Annotated in this window: 13 protein-coding genes; 8 read left to right on the top strand and 5 right to left on the bottom strand. The window is 55.2% G+C overall.

Annotated features, from left to right (window positions below):
* Nucleotides 1–24 precede the first annotated feature (24 nt).
* The gene (locus tag M2374_RS17580) at nt 25–2,169 is read left to right on the top strand and encodes a hypothetical protein (protein WP_181688407.1); all 2,145 of its coding nucleotides are present in this window, start codon (nt 25–27) and stop codon (nt 2,167–2,169) included.
* A complete protein-coding gene (locus M2374_RS17575; RefSeq protein ID WP_137400391.1) occupies nt 2,139–2,855 on the top strand; it encodes a DUF3142 domain-containing protein in 717 nt (238 codons plus the stop codon). Before M2374_RS17580 ends, M2374_RS17575 begins: the two co-directional genes overlap by 31 nt.
* Here M2374_RS17575 and cueR read toward each other — a convergent pair.
* Entirely contained in the window at nt 2,852–3,262 is a 411-nt protein-coding gene (cueR, locus tag M2374_RS17570; protein WP_096758018.1) for a Cu(I)-responsive transcriptional regulator, read from the bottom strand. The genes M2374_RS17575 and cueR overlap by 4 nt on opposite strands.
* 109 nt (nt 3,263–3,371) lie before the next feature.
* Here cueR and copA point away from each other — a divergent pair, with 109 nt between their 5' ends.
* The 3 genes from copA to ybaK all read left to right on the top strand — a co-directional run bounded on the left by copA (nt 3,372) and on the right by ybaK (nt 7,502).
* On the top strand, nt 3,372–5,873 hold the full coding sequence (copA, locus tag M2374_RS17565) for a copper-exporting P-type ATPase CopA (RefSeq protein ID WP_181688408.1): 2,502 nt from the start codon (nt 3,372–3,374) through the stop codon (nt 5,871–5,873).
* 153 nt (nt 5,874–6,026) lie between these two features.
* Nucleotides 6,027–6,821 carry a TraB/GumN family protein gene (locus tag M2374_RS17560; protein WP_146717220.1) on the top strand — a complete coding sequence of 265 codons (795 nt, stop codon included), beginning with the start codon at nt 6,027–6,029 and terminating at the stop codon, nt 6,819–6,821.
* 201 nt (nt 6,822–7,022) lie between these two features.
* Nucleotides 7,023–7,502: a Cys-tRNA(Pro)/Cys-tRNA(Cys) deacylase YbaK gene (gene ybaK, locus M2374_RS17555; protein ID WP_181506133.1), complete on the top strand. Its 480-nt coding sequence runs from the start codon at nt 7,023–7,025 to the stop codon at nt 7,500–7,502.
* 241 nt (nt 7,503–7,743) lie between these two features.
* On the opposite strand, the gene ushA is transcribed toward ybaK, so the two are convergent.
* A complete protein-coding gene (ushA, locus tag M2374_RS17550) occupies nt 7,744–9,396 on the bottom strand; it encodes a bifunctional UDP-sugar hydrolase/5'-nucleotidase UshA (protein ID WP_137400394.1) in 1,653 nt (550 codons plus the stop codon).
* A 162-nt stretch (nt 9,397–9,558) separates the two neighbouring features.
* Between ushA and M2374_RS17545 the strand changes: the two genes are divergently transcribed.
* A complete protein-coding gene (locus M2374_RS17545) occupies nt 9,559–10,779 on the top strand; it encodes an MFS transporter (RefSeq protein ID WP_181688409.1) in 1,221 nt (406 codons plus the stop codon).
* 225 nt (nt 10,780–11,004) lie between these two features.
* Nucleotides 11,005–12,684, top strand: a complete 1,680-nt coding sequence (gene ybaL, locus M2374_RS17540; protein WP_115259190.1) for a YbaL family putative K(+) efflux transporter — start codon at nt 11,005–11,007, stop codon at nt 12,682–12,684.
* 104 nt (nt 12,685–12,788) lie between these two features.
* On the opposite strand, the gene M2374_RS17535 is transcribed toward ybaL, so the two are convergent.
* On the bottom strand, nt 12,789–14,093 hold the full coding sequence (locus M2374_RS17535; protein ID WP_135912448.1) for an inosine/guanosine kinase: 1,305 nt from the start codon (nt 14,091–14,093) through the stop codon (nt 12,789–12,791).
* Between the two features lie 153 nt (nt 14,094–14,246).
* Here M2374_RS17535 and aes point away from each other — a divergent pair, with 153 nt between their 5' ends.
* Nucleotides 14,247–15,206, top strand: a complete 960-nt coding sequence (gene aes / locus M2374_RS17530; protein ID WP_115259191.1) for an acetyl esterase — start codon at nt 14,247–14,249, stop codon at nt 15,204–15,206.
* Here aes and hemH read toward each other — a convergent pair.
* Nucleotides 15,203–16,165, bottom strand: coding sequence for a ferrochelatase (hemH, locus tag M2374_RS17525; protein ID WP_115259982.1), 963 nt, complete (start codon nt 16,163–16,165; stop codon nt 15,203–15,205). The two genes, aes and hemH, sit on opposite strands and share 4 nt — an antisense overlap.
* 222 nt (nt 16,166–16,387) lie before the next feature.
* On the bottom strand, nt 16,388–17,032 hold the full coding sequence (gene adk / locus M2374_RS17520) for an adenylate kinase (protein WP_115259192.1): 645 nt from the start codon (nt 17,030–17,032) through the stop codon (nt 16,388–16,390).
* Nucleotides 17,033–17,078: the final 46 nt, after the last annotated feature.

The raw sequence follows: 17,078 nt of genomic DNA, 5'->3' as shown, positions 1-17,078 counted from the left end.
CACATAATGACAGGAATAAAGATTATGGTCAGGAAGACATCCCTCGCCTTTGCCGTGTGTACCGTGCTGGCGGGTGCCCCACAGGCATTCGCCTCTTTTGATATGGAAGATTGCAAATGGAGCGATGCGAGCTGTCTGCTGAAAGGCATCCCGGTACTCAGCCCGGAAAACGACTCCCGTGATAACCTGCTGCGTCTGTTGAGCCAGGAAAAATCATTCACCCTGCCAGTGCAGTCACTGCCTGCGGATGTTACCCGCTCCCGCGATTACTATTTTGCATATCATCCACAGTGGGATGAAATATCTCCGCCGCCAGCCGACGCCCCAGTGCAAAGCAAAGATGATACGCTTGCCCGCCAGATGGCCGAACTGCAGATTACCGTCGAAGAGACAAACGCCGACGACGCAGAGCATGAGAACCGCCATGTGTCGAATACGACAGCCAGCGTCAGCCAGTTCTTTGCCGCACTGCTGGCGGATACTACGTTAACAGCTGAACAACGCCAGGCGTTAGCCCGGGCACGCCTGGGACTACTGTCCGGCGCGAGCGCTGAGCAAATTACATCCTCGCTTGCCACCATCCCTGCCGACGCCTCTGCGCAACAATACAAAACCTATCTGATCGCCGCCGCCCGTTTCTACGAAGGCGACTACGTCACTGCCGAACAGGATTTCACGCAGCTAGCCACCAGCAGTAGTCCGTGGCTGGCAGAAACCGCGCAATATATGCTGATGCGCACCGCGCTGAACAGAAGCAGCCAGAACAGCGTCGGTGAATACGGCGATTTTGATAGTGCAAAAATCAACCGCCAGGATGCCAGCCAGGCGCAAACTCAGGCCCAGGCTTATCTGCAACGCTTCCCGCAGGGGCTGTACGCCGACTCCGCACGCGGCATGCTGCGCCGGATTAACTGGTATTTGCAGGCATGGCCGCCGCTGGCTGGGCTGTATGAACAAGCCTTCCAGCAGACAACCGACGCACAGCAGCTGCGCGATACGGTCATCGAATACGATAATGTTTTCGGTATGCAATTCTTTGAAGGCCCCGTGGTGGAGGCCTTCCCCGACGCGCCGCTGGTCAGCTATATCGAGTTGCTGCGCGCGCTGCGTCTGAACAACGACAACAAACCGACGCTGACGCAGGCCCAGCTTGATGCCAGCAAACCGGTGTTTGAAAAGGGGGGCAAACTCGCCCTGTGGCAGGATCTACAGCTGAATCTGTGGATGGCAACGGGCAATTACGCGGCCATTGTGCAGGCGGTGACCCCGGCGCAAAAACTCCCCGCACACGACATTCTCGCCTTCAGTGAGCAGGTGATGTACGGAGAAGCGCTGATGGGGCAACAGCAGTGGCCCGCCGCCCGCGCGTTCTGGCAGCAGCTACTGAAAATCAGTCAGGACCCCGAACAGCAGCAGTATGTACAGGCCAAGCTGGCGGCAACGCTGGTTTACAGCGGCGACATTGCGTCTATTTTCGCCCCGGACAGCGTGGTGACGAACCTGCGTTTTCGTTCGCAGGTGCTAAAAGCACAGGCAACACCAGAGCTGCTGCGCCAGCAGGCCACTCGCGGCCCCAACAACGAAGAACGCACCATCGCCCTGCATACATTGTTGGTACGCGATCTCACCGAGAATCGTTTTAGCGACTGGTTGAACGACAAAAAGCTGGCTGGCGCGATTACGCCACCGGTGATTGGCGAGTCGTTTGCTGATGTAAATCTGAGTACCTTTGACTGGAACGGCGACGCCGCCCAGGCCGGTTATACCTGCCGTAGCCTCGATGAAACGGTCACTGTGCTAAGCAAAAAAGCGGATGATGCCCACGCGCTGAACTGCCTGGGGGAATTCTTCCGTACTTCGCAAACCCATGTGGATCTGCAGGCAGACAGTGCCGGTAACGACGTGCTGGGCACGGCCATCTCACGCAAAGAGCCGTTCGGGCAGTTTGACCGCCAGCGTTATTATCAGCAGGTGATCGCCTCCCCCAACGCAGAAGTCGAAGACAAGAGTTTTGCGCTGTACCGGGCCATCATGTGCTATGCGCCATCGGGTTATAACGAATGCGGCGGTGAAGAGGTGGACAAGTCGCAGCGTAAAGACTGGTACACACAGTTGAAGACGCAGTATCCAGGAAGCCCGTGGGCGCAAAAACTCAAATACTACTGGTAATTGCGCTGCTGAGCGGACAGGCTCAGGCCGCAGAAACGGTAGCTGCCCGTGAACATCAGGCCTTTTGGTTATGGTCCGGGGTAAAAGCCAGCGACGAGCTGCGGGACGCGCAAACGGTGTATCTGCACCAGGGGGAAGTGCTGACCCGCTCGGGCCAGGTGGTCTTTCAGCGTCTGGGTCTGCCGGTCAGCCGCCTGACCTTTCCGTCAATTTGGCTGACCGTGCGTTTTACTACCCTCGACGTACCGGATGCGATCCCGGCACGTATCGTGCGGCTGTTGCAGCGCTGGCAGGCCGCAGGCAACCACGTGGTCGGTCTACAGGTTGATTTTGACGCGGCAACCCATCAGCTCGCCGATTACGCCCGATTTCTGCAACAGCTGCGCCAACAGCTGCCGCCGGAGTTCGCTCTTGGGGTAACCGGACTGCTGGACTGGGCCAAGACCGGCGATGTCGCCACGCTGAATGCGCTACCGGTTGATGAACTGGTGGTGCAAAGCTATCAGGGACGTCACACGGTAGCCAATTATCAGGTGTATCTGCCCGCACTCACCCGGTTACGCATTCCGTTTAAGCTCGGGCTGGTACAACACGGTAGTCGGGATGTGCAGGCGGAAGCGCAGTTGGAGACATCACCGTGGTATCGCGGCACGGTGGTCTTTATGCTGCAACCGCCTCGCCTTTAGGCCTTCGCTTTGTGGTGGCAGCAGCCGGAGAGATTATCAATGATCGGGCATTCGGCGCTGTCATCGCCGGGACAGCTGTCCGCCAGCGCCAGCAAATGCGTGCGCATCGCCTGGAGTTCGTTAATGTGCCGCTCAATGTCCGCCACTTTTTCCAGGGTACGCTTTTTCACATCCGCGCTGTGGCGTGCCGGATCGTTAAACAGGTTTACCAGCTCACCGCACTCTTCAAGGTTAAAGCCAACCTGCCGCGCCTGACGCAGCAACGTCAGTTCGTTCAGATGTTGTTGCGTATAGGTGCGGTATCCGTTTTCGCTGCGCAGCGGCGGCGTCACCAGCCCTTTCTCTTCATAAAAGCGGATAGCTTTACTGGTTAAACCGGTTTTTTTAGCAACATCGGATATATTCACATCTTCCCCCTTGACCTTCCCCTTGATGGAAGGTTTAACCTTTATAACAGTTAGTCAAAACGATTGCCAAGGTCAATAAACCACCGACCAATCATAGAGGATTATTGTTATGTCTCAAACCATCGACCTGACCCTGGACGGATTGTCCTGTGGTCACTGCGTTAAACGCGTCAAAGAAAGTCTCGAACAACGTCCGGACGTTGAGCAAGCGGATGTCACTGTTACCGAAGCACACGTTACCGGTAGCGCCAGCGCCGAAGCGTTAATTGAAACCATCAAACAAGCTGGCTATGGCGCAGAGTTAAGCCACCCAAAGGCTAAACCGCTGGCGGAGTCATCAATCCCGTCGGAAGCGCTGACAGCGGTCTCTTCTGAGCTTCCGGTAGCGACGGCTGAAGATGACAGCCAACAGTTGTTGTTGAGCGGCATGAGCTGCGCCAGCTGTGTTTCCCGGGTACAAAATGCGTTGCAAAACGTACCGGGCGTCACGCAGGCACGGGTAAATCTGGCGGAGCGTACTGCGCTGGTAATGGGCCGCGCTTCCGCCGAAGAATTAGTCCAGGCCGTAGAGAAGGCCGGCTACGGCGCTGAAGCCATCGAAGACGATGTTAAACGTCGTGAACGCCAGCAGGAAACGGCCGTTGCCACCATGAAACGCTTTCGCTGGCAGGCAGCCGTTGCGCTGCTGCTGGGCGTACCGGTGATGGTGTGGGGCATGATGGGCGATAACATGATGGTCACCGCCGATAACCGTAGCCTGTGGCTGGTCATCGGTCTGGCGACGCTCGCCGTGATGGTCTTCGCAGGCGGTCACTTTTACCGCAGCGCATGGAAAAGCCTGATGAACGGCACCGCCACCATGGATACCCTGGTGGCGCTCGGAACCGGGGTGGCCTGGCTCTATTCAATGAGCGTTAACCTCTGGCCGCAGTGGTTCCCGATGGAAGCACGCCACCTCTATTATGAAGCCAGTGCGATGATTATCGGTCTGATTAACCTCGGACATATGCTGGAGGCGCGCGCCCGTCAACGCTCCTCCAAAGCACTGGAAAAACTGCTCGACCTCACGCCACCGACCGCGCGCGTGGTGACAGAAGAAGGCGAAAAAAACGTCCCGCTGGCCGATGTTCAGGCTGGCATGTTACTGCGCCTGACCACCGGTGACCGCGTCCCGGTGGACGGTGAAATCACCCAAGGCGAAGCCTGGCTGGATGAAGCCATGCTCACCGGCGAGCCAATCCCACAACAAAAAGGCGAAGGCGACAGCGTCCACGCCGGTACGGTGGTTCAGGATGGCAGCGTGCTGTTCCGCGCCAGCGCTGTCGGCAGCCATACCACCCTGTCGCGCATTATTCGCATGGTCCGTCAGGCGCAAAGCAGCAAGCCAGAGATTGGCAAGCTGGCTGACCGCATCTCCTCGGTGTTCGTTCCGGTGGTGGTAGTGATTGCGCTGGTCAGCGCCGCAATCTGGTATTTCTTTGGCCCGGCACCGCAGATTGTCTATACGCTGGTGATTGCCACCACCGTACTGATTATCGCCTGCCCGTGTGCGCTGGGTCTGGCAACACCGATGTCGATTATTTCCGGGGTCGGTCGTGCCGCAGAGTTTGGTGTTCTGGTCCGCGATGCCGATGCGCTGCAGCGTGCCAGTACGCTTGATACCGTGGTGTTTGATAAAACCGGGACGCTGACCGAAGGGAAACCGCAGGTTGTCGCCATCAAAACTTTCGGTGATATCGATGAAGCGCAGGCCATCCGTCTGGCCGCAGCCCTTGAACAGGGTTCCAGCCACCCGCTGGCCCGCGCAATTCTTGATAAAGCCGGCGATGCGGCCCTGCCGCAGGTCAATGGGTTCCGTACGCTGCGCGGCTTAGGCGTTAGCGGTGAAGCGGAAGGTCATAGGCTGCTGCTGGGCAACCAGACGCTGCTCCATGAACAGCAGGTGGTCACCACAGAGATGGAAGCTGAAATCACCGCGCAAGCCACTCAGGGGTCGACTCCGGTGCTGCTGGCGATTGACGGTAAAGCGGCCGCACTGCTCGCGGTACGTGACCCGCTGCGCAGCGACAGCGTGGCGGCACTGCAGCGTTTGCACCGCGCCGGGTATCGTCTGGTGATGCTCACCGGTGACAACCCAACCACCGCTAACGCTATTGCCAAAGAAGCAGGCATCGACGAGGTGATCGCAGGCGTTCTGCCGGACGGAAAAGCAGAGGCGATTAAACGCCTGCAAAGCCAGGGACATCAGGTGGCGATGGTCGGTGATGGGATCAACGATGCGCCAGCACTTGCCCAGGCTGATGTAGGGATTGCCATGGGCGGTGGCAGCGATGTCGCCATTGAAACCGCGGCGATTACGCTGATGCGCCATAGCCTGATGGGCGTAGCGGATGCGCTGTCTATCTCGCGGGCCACCCTGCGGAACATGAAGCAAAATCTGCTCGGCGCATTTATCTATAACAGCATTGGTATTCCCGTTGCCGCCGGGATCCTGTGGCCGTTTACCGGTACCCTGCTTAACCCAGTGGTGGCCGGGGCGGCGATGGCGCTCTCTTCCATCACCGTGGTAAGCAACGCGAACCGACTGCTGCGCTTTAAACCCAAAGAGTAACCGTGTGCCGGATGACGCTAACGCTTATCCGGTCTACAAAATGCAGGTGATATCGTAGGCCGGATAAGACGCTTTCGCGTCGCCATCCGGCGATTCACGCATTGCACCTTCCCGGACCACGCGCTAGCATGGGATTTTTCAACGGGAGGTCGTATGGATCTGTTATACCGGGTAAAAGCATTATGGTCTGCACTACGCGGTCACCATTATACCTGGCCTGCTATCGACATCTCGTTGCCCGGCGATCGCCATTTTCATCTGATTGGCAGTATTCATATGGGCAGCCGTGAAATGGCCCCTCTGCCCGCCAAACTCCTGAAAAAGCTCTACCGCGCCGACGCGCTGATCGTCGAAGCCGATGTCTCCGGTGACGATGCGCCGTTTGCTAACCTGCCCACGTTTGCTGCTCTGGAAGACCGCATCAGCGACGAACAGCTCCGCCACGTGCAAAAAGTCAGCGCTGAGTTGGGCATTTCCCCTTCCCTGTTTTCCACCCAACCTTTGTGGCAAATCGCCATGATATTGCAGGCAACCCAGGCGCAGCAGTTGGGGTTACGTGCGGAATACGGAATTGATTACCAACTGCTGAAACAGGCGAAGCAGGTGCAAAAGCCGGTTATCGAGCTGGAAGGTGCTGCCAGCCAAATCGATCTTTTATGTCAGCTACCGGATAACGGTCTGGCGTTGCTGGACGATACCCTGACACACTGGCATACCAATGCCCGTCTGCTGCAACAGATGATGGGTTGGTGGTTAAAAACACCGCCGCAGAATAACGATCTCACGTTACCCAATACGTTCAGTCAGTCGTTATATGACGTCCTGATGCACCAGCGAAATGAGGCATGGCGGGACAAGCTTAACGCGTTGCCCGCAGGCCATTATGTGGTGGCAGTAGGCGCACTGCATCTTTATGGAGAAGGGAATTTGCCGGAGATGTTGCGATAAAAAAATGGCCAATATTTCTATTGGCCCGTCAAAGAGGAATTTCATCATTATTATTATGCCGACGCTTAAAGCATCGGTGTAGGTCGATTGTCGCTCAAAGTCAGCATCCTGCCAATACTATTGCGCAAGATGGTACTATTTTTTCGACCGCCATCAGGCGTATGCTTTGGTCGTATTTTGTCTGAGCCAGGAAAAATTGCTATGACACCCGCCGTTAAATTACTCGAAAAAAACAACATTTCGTTCCAGATCCACACCTATGACCACGATCCGTCCGAGACTAATTTTGGTGATGAAGTGGTACGTAAACTGGGTCTGAATGCAGATCAGGTCTATAAAACGCTGCTGGTTGCCGTGAATGGCGATATGAAACATCTGGCCGTCGCCGTCACGCCGGTAGCCGGACAGTTGGATCTGAAAAAGGTCGCCAAGGCGCTGGGCGCGAAAAAGGTCGACATGGCCGACCCGATGGTGGCGCAGCGTACCACCGGCTATCTGGTGGGCGGCATCAGCCCATTAGGGCAGAAAAAAAGATTGCCGACGCTTATCGACGCCCCCGCCCGGACGTTTGACACTATTTATGTTTCCGGCGGCAAACGCGGGCTGGATATTGAACTGGCGGCGGACGATTTGGCCAAAATTCTGGATGCGAAATTCGCCGATATCGCACGCCGCGATTAACCTGTTTTGGAATGATTGCCTGATGGCGCTACGCTAATCAGGCCTACAACTGAATACTCTACAGGGCGCTATTGGTGAAGGCAGTTTGGACTCGGCCAGCGCGCAGGAACCGGAGCGTACATGTAGTACGTGAGGATTATTCGCTACGCTCCCCCTCCGGGCCGCCCTGATGGGCGTTCAAAACTCTGTGAGTTTTGTCCGAGCACTGCCCGCGTTCAAAATGGCGAACAAAATAGCCCTGTTATTGCCAGCTAACTTCACCCTTCGGCTCAAACGTACTGACATCCAACGGTGAATTCTTCTGCACATACTCTTTCAATACTTCCGCATCGATAAACCCGGTATTCACATAACCCGGTTTGTTATCAATTCGCGGATAGCCATCACCGCCGGTGGCGTTGAAACTCAGCGTCGCCATGCGATAGGTTTTGGCCGGGTCGACGGGCTCACCGTTGATTTTCAAATCATTAAGCTTGCCGTCTTTCGCCACAAAGCTAACGTTGGCAAATTGCGGATAGGCCCCCGAGTCCGGCTTCATTTGCGCGACGGCGGTCAGATAGTCAACCACCTCTTTACCACTCATATCGGCATAGACCACTATGTTGCCAAACGGCTGAACCTTGAGCACGCTTTTATAGGTAATATCGCCGCCTTCAATGGAGTCACGGACGCCACCACCGCTCATCACGCCAAAATCAGCACCGGTGCGCGCCATTTGCGCCGCCAGTAGCAGACGCCCCATATTGGTCTGAACAAAACGGACTTTGCTGCGGTCTCCTTCCAGACGCCCATTAACGCTACCAATTTTGACCTCCAGCTGCGCTTTGCCTTTATTCTGGAACGGCGTTAGCAGGGAAAGCATTTGCGGGTTTTCAGCGATTTCCGGGGTGAAAAGTACGCGCTCACTTTTGCCGTTATCCCAGGTCACTTTCTTCTTCAGGTTTACCGGAATGAGCTGGTAGTTGACCATTTTCATTTCGCCATTGCGGAATTCAAAGTCCGCGCGGCCTACATATTTTCCCCACTCGTGCGCTTGGACGATCCAGATACCATTTTGTTTATCTGGCGCACACGGGGTACCTGGTACGTAATCCACCTGCTTTTTGTTTTCCGATGCCATGCACACCGGATCCTGTGAGTGACCACCCACAATCATCGCCAGCGCGCCTGCGGGCAGGCTACGCGCCATTTCCACATCGCCTGGAGCGTTGGAGCCGTGGTTGCCGTTGTCGTAATGCCCCATGTGCGTGGTGGCAATAATGACATCGGGCTTTTCACCCATATTGAGTTCCTGAATCACCAGCTTGGCTTCATCCGCAGGTTTACGGAACTCGATGTCGGTGAAGAACTCCGGGTTGCCAATTTTCGCCGTGTCGTCGGTGGTTAAACCGATAACGGCAATTTTTAAATCCTGGCGCTTAAAGATGGCCCAGGGTTTGAATAAACGCTCACCGGTGCTTTTCTGGTAGATGTTGGCGGAGAGGAGCGGGAATTTGGCCCATTTTTCCTGCTGTCGCAACACGGTCAGTGGATTATCAAATTCGTGGTTTCCCACCGCCATCGCGTCATAGCCAATCAGGTTCATGCCGCGAAAATCCGGTTCAGCATCCTGAAGATCGGACTCCGGTACACCGGTATTAATGTCACCGCCGGAAAGCAACAGGACGCTTCCGCCCTCGGCTGCCACCTCATGACGAATACCGTCTACCAGCGTTTTTTGCGCCGCCAGTCCGTATTCGCCGTATTCGCTGCGCCAGAAGTGGCCGTGATGATCGTTGGTATGCAGAATGGTTATTTTATAGGTTTTATCTTTTTCGTAAGCCTGAGCAGGCTGACCTGCCAGCGCAAAGGCGGCAAATAATGCCAGCGCCACGCCCCGTTTCAAAAATTTCATGCTTCTCTCCCTGACCCAATATCAACCGCTGAAATTACAATGATATGAAATAATAGCCGAAAATGTTTTCAGAAATGAGACTTCCTTCAAACACCTTCCGCAGGTATGTTAGTCGGATAATAATTACACCTGTTCCTGTCTCATCATTACTGAAGTGGACCTATGGCTACCAATCAAACCGCTCAACCGCTCCCCGGCTCTGCTGCGCCGTCGCAAAAAGCACGCACCTCGTTTGGCATTTTAGGGGCGATCAGCCTTTCTCACCTGCTCAACGATATGATCCAGTCGCTGATCCTGGCGATTTATCCGCTGTTGCAGTCAGAGTTCTCGCTGAGCTTTATGCAGATCGGGATGATTACCCTGACTTTCCAGCTTACCTCCTCGTTGCTTCAACCGGTGGTAGGTTACTGGACAGACAAATATCCGATGCCATGGTCACTGCCTATTGGCATGTGCTTCACGCTGAGTGGACTGGTATTGCTGGCAATGGCCGGTAATTTCCATATGGTGCTGCTCGCCGCCGCGCTGGTCGGCACAGGTTCATCGGTGTTTCACCCGGAATCGTCCCGCGTGGCCCGGATGGCTTCCGGCGGTCGCCATGGTCTGGCCCAGTCTATTTTCCAGGTGGGCGGTAACTTCGGCAGTTCTCTGGGGCCATTGCTGGCGGCTGTCATCATCGCGCCATACGGTAAGAGTAATGTAGCGTGGTTCGTGCTGGCCGCGTTGTTAGCGATTGTGGTACTGGCGCAAATCAGCCGTTGGTATTCGGCCCAACATCGGATGAGTAAAGGTAAGCCGAAAGTCGCCATCGTTAACCCACTACCGCGCAACAAGGTGGTGCTGGCGATTAGCATCCTGCTGGTGCTGATTTTCTCCAAATACTTCTATATGGCGAGCATCAGCAGCTATTACACCTTTTATCTGATGCAAAAATTCGGATTATCGGTACAAAATGCGCAGTTCCACCTGTTTGCGTTCCTGTTTGCCGTTGCGGCAGGGACGGTTATTGGCGGACCGCTAGGTGATAAAATCGGTAGAAAATATGTCATTTGGGGCTCTATCCTCGGCGTAGCGCCGTTTACCCTCGTTTTACCCTATGCAACGCTGGAATGGACCGGGATTTTAACCGTGATCATTGGTTTTATCCTGGCATCGGCCTTTTCTGCCATTCTGGTATACGCTCAGGAGCTGCTTCCGGGGCGTATCGGCATGGTTTCTGGGCTGTTTTTTGGTTTTGCCTTTGGCATGGGCGGCTTAGGGGCCGCGGTGTTAGGGCTGGTTGCCGACCATACCAGTATTGATTTGGTCTATAAAATATGTGCTTTCCTGCCTCTTCTGGGGATACTGACCATATTCTTACCTGATAACCGACATAAAGCCTGATTTTATGGCGGCCAAAAGTAAACTTTGGCCGCCATCACTTACAGTGACCATCAGCGTTTGCTCTATGCTCCCCCCCGCAGTTATCCGATCCGTGCTTTTTTACGACTAAATTCCTGTTTTCATCAAATTTCAATAATTATTCATAAACATAAACATTAAAATTGTCATAAACTATTACTCGTAATTAGGGTTTTCAGGATCACCACAGCAATCAAAGGAGACGGAATGCATCACGCCACCCCGCTTATCACCACCATTGTTGGCGGCCTTGTGCTCGCTTTTATATTTGGCATGCTTGCCAATAAACTGCGTATTTCTCCTCTGGTGGGATATCTGTTAGCGGGCGTTCTGGCCGGTCCATTTACACCTGGTTTTGTTGCGGATACCAAGCTTGCGCCGGAACTGGCAGAACTTGGCGTGATCCTGCTGATGTTCGGCGTGGGGCTACACTTTTCGTTGAAGGATTTAATGGCGGTAAAGTCCATCGCCATTCCCGGTGCGATAGCCCAGATAGCCGTGGCGACGCTGCTGGGTATGGCGCTTTCAGCTGTGCTGGGCTGGTCGCTGATGGTCGGTATCGTCTTTGGATTATGTCTGTCTACCGCCAGTACCGTGGTGCTACTGCGCGCGCTTGAAGAACGACAGTTGATTGACAGCCAGCGCGGGCAGATCGCCATTGGCTGGCTGATAGTTGAAGACCTGATGATGGTGCTAACGCTGGTTCTCCTGCCAGCCATCGCCGGTATGCTGGAAAAAGACAACGTTGGCTTTGCGTCACTGGCCGTTGATATGGGCATCACCATCGGTAAAGTAATCGCGTTTATCGCCATTATGATGCTGGTCGGTCGTCGCCTGGTGCCGTGGATCATGGCCCGTAGCGCCGCCACTGGCTCGCGTGAACTGTTTACCCTGTCGGTACTGGCACTCGCATTAGGTATCGCGTTTGGTGCCGTAGAAGTATTCGATGTTTCCTTCGCACTGGGCGCGTTCTTCGCCGGTATGGTGCTGAACGAATCTGAACTGAGCCACCGTGCGGCGCATGACACCCTGCCGCTGCGTGATGCATTTGCGGTGCTGTTCTTTGTTTCCGTCGGCATGCTGTTCGACCCATTGGTCCTGATCCAGCAACCGCTGGCTGTGCTGGGCACGCTGGCAATTATCATCTTTGGTAAATCCCTCGCCGCCTATTTCCTGGTGCGCCTGTTCGGTCACTCTCAGCGCACAGCGCTCACCATTGCCACCAGCCTGGCGCAGATTGGCGAATTTGCATTTATCCTCGCCGGCCTTGGCATGGCGCTTAACCTGTTACCACAGGCGGGACAAAACCTGGTGCTGGCCGGGGCCATCCTGTCCATCATGCTAAATCCAGTGCTGTTCGCCGTGCTGGAAAAATACCTCGCAAAAACCGAAACGCTGGAAGAGCAGACGCTGGAAGAAGCTATCGAAGAAGAGAAGCAAATCCCGGTCGATATCTGTAATCATGCCCTGCTGGTCGGTTTTGGCCGCGTCGGTAGCTTGTTAGGTGAAAAACTGATGGCTGCGGGTATCCCGCTGGTGGTTATCGAAACGTCGCGGACTCGCGTGGACGAGCTACGTGAACGTGGGATCCGCGCGGTACTGGGCAATGCAGCAAACGAAGAGATCATGAACCTGGCACATCTGGACTGTGCGCGCTGGCTGCTGCTGACCATCCCGAATGGTTATGAAGCCGGTGAGATTGTGGCTTCCGCGCGTGAGAAGTGCCCGACGATTGAGATTATCGCCCGCGCGCATTATGACGATGAAGTGGAATACATTACCGAGCGTGGTGCTAATCAGGTGGTGATGGGTGAACGTGAAATCGCGCGCACCATGCTGGAACTTATTGAAACGCCACCAGCGGGTAACGTTGCTACCGCCAGTTAATGTTGTGTGCCGGATGGTGCTAGCGCTTATCCGGCCTGCGGGTACACCGCATTATGCAGGCCCGGTAAGCAATAACGCCACCGGGCAATGTCGCGCAATACCGCTTAACGCTCCCAGTAAGCCTCTTCGAGGCTGTCTTCCTTCTCCGGCAATCCGCGCGTCAGGCGCGGTGAATGCTGGTTCAGCACCTGATAACTCACGCGATTGGCATATTTACACACCTGCGCTAACGAGGAATAGGTCAGCCAGGTGTACTTGTGCTTGCTGGAGTTCGGCACATTGCCGCGATGGTAGCTGTTTGCCGTAATATCATGCAGCAGGGCCGCCAACGCACCGTCACCCGCGCCGTTGGTGTTCATGATTTTCTCCGGGCCGCCCATGTACGGGGCAATGTGCGAATAAATGCGCAACGGGTTGATACAGTCTTTATGGCGCATCGCGCGGCTGAACTCGTACTGGTTGAATTCGGCAATGGCGCCCGGCAGCAGCGGATGCTGCGTTTTGCGTTTGACCTCATCTTCCGTAAACCCAGCCATATACAGGCCCACCGGACCGGCGGTACACAGCACCAAATCCACCCAATCCAGCGCTTTGTCAGATGCCAGCAGCGGGTCATTCAGGCCGGTCAGCGCTTCGGCTTCTTCTTCGTTCATCGCCAGAATGGAGACATTCTCTTTCAAGAATTCCTGCCACCACTGCGGGTTATCCGCAATAACGAATTTGGTTCCTAAGGTCAGCACCACCGGGACATTGTGCTTTTTGGCGAACTCAATGGCCTTCATGGTCGCTTCCGGCATCGGCTCGCCCGGTTCGCAGCGCACCAGATATGAGGTCAGCACCAGCGCAGAGGCACCGGCAATCACCGACTCGGGAATGCTGTCCGCCCGCAGTTTGTTCATGTGACCGGGGCTGATGGCGAAGGTACGCTCGCCGGATTCGCCAATCAGCGTGAAGCAGCGACCAATCGGCCCGTCAACGCCCTGCAGGTAGTTCAGATCGGTACGGCTGGAGGTATTGCATAAATAGCGATACGCGTAGCTACCAATCTCAATGTTGCTACACATGACGCCCAGCAATACAGAGCGGTCATCCGCCAGTACCGAATAGTTGTGCATGGTGTTACCGATGGTTCCGCCCGCAAACTGATGGGTGATTAAATTGTCACGCACCAGTTCCTGATAGAGCGCCTCAGCAACATCATCAGCAATCACCAGAGAATGCCCGGCGCTTAATCCATAACGCTTCACAAAGTCGTCATCGACTTTGGCTTCTATATCCACCAGAGTCTGGTCGATACCGACGACCCAGGCGGCGCTGGTCTCGTTTTCAGGCTGAATTTGTTGCAGCAACGGATCGCGCGCGCTGACGGGAAAATAGTGTTTGGATTTGCGTTTGCCGGGAAATTTCATGGTCGATTTTACGGGTGGTTAACTGAGCGATGCATGGTAGCACATTCCCTCCTGCGCGCGCGATGCGGTGCTAATTTTCAATATCGGGCGGTGAGATCGCAGTTTATCTGCCGTTAATTTCTACAATACATCACCTTTTACAAGGAGCGTTTTATGCAGCCGGAAAACAAGATCCCCGTCCTCGACCTTATTTCAGACGAAATGAAAAGCGTGGTGAACTTTCATCGCGATGACCTGCCGCCGTGGCCCGCCGCGGATGATTTCGTTGCCCAACGCCAACACTACGTGCATGAGCGTCAGTTCTGGAATGCCGATGCTCCGCAGATGAGTACCCGGGAGTGCGTCATTTCTACCGCGTGCGGCCCGGTGGCGACGCGGATTTACTCCCCCCAACCCCATAGCCAGGCCACGCTGTACTATTTGCACGGCGGCGGTTTTATTCTCGGTAATCTGGATACGCACGATCGCATTATGCGCTTGCTGGCGAGTTACACGCGCTGCACGGTAATTGGCATCGACTATTCACTTTCGCCGGAAGCGCGCTTTCCACAGGCCATCGAAGAAATTGTCGCGACCTGCCAGTACTTTCATCACCATGCCGCTGACTATGCGCTGAACGTAGAGAATATCGGTTTTGCCGGTGATTCCGCAGGCGCCATGCTGGCGCTTGCCAGCGCACTGTGGCTACGCGATAAGCAAATAGCCTGCGGTAAGGTCGCGGGCGTGCTGTTGTGGTACGGGCTGTACGGTTTACGGGATTCGATCAGCCGACGACTGATGGGCGGAGAATGGGATGGCTTAACGCGAGACGATCTGCAGATGTACGAAGACGCCTATCTGCGCAGCGTCGATGACCGCGAGTCGCCGTACTATTGTTTATTTAACAACGATCTCACCCGCGATGTGCCGCCGTGTTTTATCGCCAGTGCAGAGTTTGACCCGCTGATTGACGACAGCCGCTTACTGTTCCAGACGCTCCAGGCGCATCGGCAGCCCTGTCAGTACAAAATGTACCTCGGCACGCTGCACGCCTTCCTGCATTACTCGCGGATGATGAAAACCGCCGACGATGCCTTGCGGGATGGCGCGCGTTTCTTCAGAGCGCAGCTTTAGCGATAGGCAGCGGTCAGTTTCAGCATCATTTCGATGTGTTCCGGTGCGTCATTCAGCGCCGGAATATATTCGTATTTCTGCCCGCCCGCTTCGAGGAAAATTTCTCGGTTTTGCTCGGCGATTTCCTCCAGAGTTTCAAGGCAATCAGCAGCAAATCCCGGACACATGACCTGGATATGCCGGGTTCCTTTTTCCGCCAGCATTTTGAGCGTTTCGTCGGTATATGGCGTCAGCCATGGTTCCCGACCGAAGCGTGACTGGAAGGTCATCATCACCTTTTCCGGCGGCAGCCCTAACGCCGACACCAGCTCCCGCGTGGTGTCGCGACAGCGTTGCGGGTAATCATCGCCTTCATCAGCGTAGCGCTGTGGAATACCGTGGTAAGAAAGCAGCAGTAAATCGGGTTCGCCGTGCCGGGCAAACGCATCACGGGCGCTTTTGGCCAGCGCATCAATATACGCGCTGTCGTCTGCGTAATCGCGAATAAAGGAGACGCCGGGGATCGCACGCTTGCGCGCTAAAATGCGCGCCAGTTCATCCCACACCGCGGCCACCGTTGAACAAGAGTATTGCGGATACAGCGTTAACACCACAATGTGTTCAACGCCGCTCGCTAGCAGTTCGTCGACCGCGCTTTCCAGCGAGGGGGAACCGTAGCTCATCCCCAGCGCAACCGGCGTATCCGGCAGGCATTTTGCCAGCGCCTGTTGCTGACGGCGGCTGTAGACCATCAGCGGCGAGCCTTCATCCATCCAGACTGACTGGTATAGCTTCGCGACGCGCGGCGCGCGCAGCGGCAGGATCACTCCGCGCAGCAGCGGCCACCACAGCAGACGGGGAGTATCGACCACGCGTGTGTCGCTTAAAAACTGGCGCAGATAACGTTTAACTGCTTCGGGTGTGGGGGCATCGGGGGTGCCGAGATTTGCCAGCAGGATACCGGTTTTCGTCTGACGCATTACCGCCTCGTATTGATTCAAATTGTTGATAATTGTAGCGGAAAAGCGAGGAAGAAGAACTAATTGCTGCGAGAGGTAAGAATATGCCTGATGGCGCTAACGATACCGGTAGGCCGGATAAGGCGTTTACGCCGCTATCCGGCACCGATTGCCTGATGGCGCTGCGCTTATCAGGCCTACGAGATAATGGCAGGCCTGATAAGGGGTTCACAACGCTAAAACTTAACCGAGGATTTTTTCCAGGTCAGCGCGAACAGCGGCAACAGCCTGCGTACCGTCAACTTTCGCGTATTTGGTTTGACCCGCTTCAGCTTCTTTCTGGTAGTAACCAATCAGCGGGGCAGTCATCTGATGGTATTCAACCAGACGCTTACGCACGGTCTCTTCCTGGTCATCTTTACGGGTGGTCAGTTCATCGCCGGTCACATCGTCTTTGCCTTCAACTTTAGGTGGGTTGAATTTGATGTGATAAACACGGCCAGATGCCGCGTGAACGCGACGACCAACAATACGGTCAACGATCAGTTCGTCCGGTACCGCGAATTCCAGAACGTAATCCACCACGATACCCGCTTCTTTCATGGCGTCAGCCTGCGGAATAGTACGTGGGAAGCCGTCCAGCAGGAAACCATTACGGCAGTCTTCCTGTGTAATACGCTCTTTGACCAGCGCGATCACCAGCTCATCGGTCACCAGTTTACCGGCGTCCATGATGTCTTTCGCTTGTTTGCCCAGCTCGGAGCCAGATTTCACGGCAGCACGCAGCATATCACCGGTGGAGATTTGCGGAATACCATATTTCTCCATGATGAACTGAGCCTGAGTCCCTTTACCCGCGCCCGGAGCGCCAAGCAGAATGATACGCATTACGAAAATCCCCTTAAAGGTTGTCGATATTTTAAAAAAGCGCTAA

Origin of the sequence: Citrobacter sp. JUb117 (assembly GCF_024809055.1) — a bacterium.
GTDB classification, from domain to species: domain Bacteria; phylum Pseudomonadota; class Gammaproteobacteria; order Enterobacterales; family Enterobacteriaceae; genus Citrobacter; species Citrobacter gillenii.
This window is presented reverse-complemented; position numbering and strand designations above follow the sequence as displayed.

Coding starts and splice junctions, on each gene's coding strand:
- M2374_RS17580 (WP_181688407.1), top strand. CDS start 25: ATGGTCAGGAAGACATCCCTCGCCTTTGCCGTGTGTACCGTGCTGGCG.
- copA (WP_181688408.1), top strand. CDS start 3,372: ATGTCTCAAACCATCGACCTGACCCTGGACGGATTGTCCTGTGGTCAC.
- M2374_RS17560 (WP_146717220.1), top strand. CDS start 6,027: ATGGATCTGTTATACCGGGTAAAAGCATTATGGTCTGCACTACGCGGT.
- ybaK (WP_181506133.1), top strand. CDS start 7,023: ATGACACCCGCCGTTAAATTACTCGAAAAAAACAACATTTCGTTCCAG.
- ushA (WP_137400394.1), bottom strand. CDS start 9,396: ATGAAATTTTTGAAACGGGGCGTGGCGCTGGCATTATTTGCCGCCTTT.
- M2374_RS17545 (WP_181688409.1), top strand. CDS start 9,559: ATGGCTACCAATCAAACCGCTCAACCGCTCCCCGGCTCTGCTGCGCCG.
- ybaL (WP_115259190.1), top strand. CDS start 11,005: ATGCATCACGCCACCCCGCTTATCACCACCATTGTTGGCGGCCTTGTG.
- M2374_RS17535 (WP_135912448.1), bottom strand. CDS start 14,093: ATGAAATTTCCCGGCAAACGCAAATCCAAACACTATTTTCCCGTCAGC.
- aes (WP_115259191.1), top strand. CDS start 14,247: ATGCAGCCGGAAAACAAGATCCCCGTCCTCGACCTTATTTCAGACGAA.
- hemH (WP_115259982.1), bottom strand. CDS start 16,165: ATGCGTCAGACGAAAACCGGTATCCTGCTGGCAAATCTCGGCACCCCC.
- adk (WP_115259192.1), bottom strand. CDS start 17,032: ATGCGTATCATTCTGCTTGGCGCTCCGGGCGCGGGTAAAGGGACTCAG.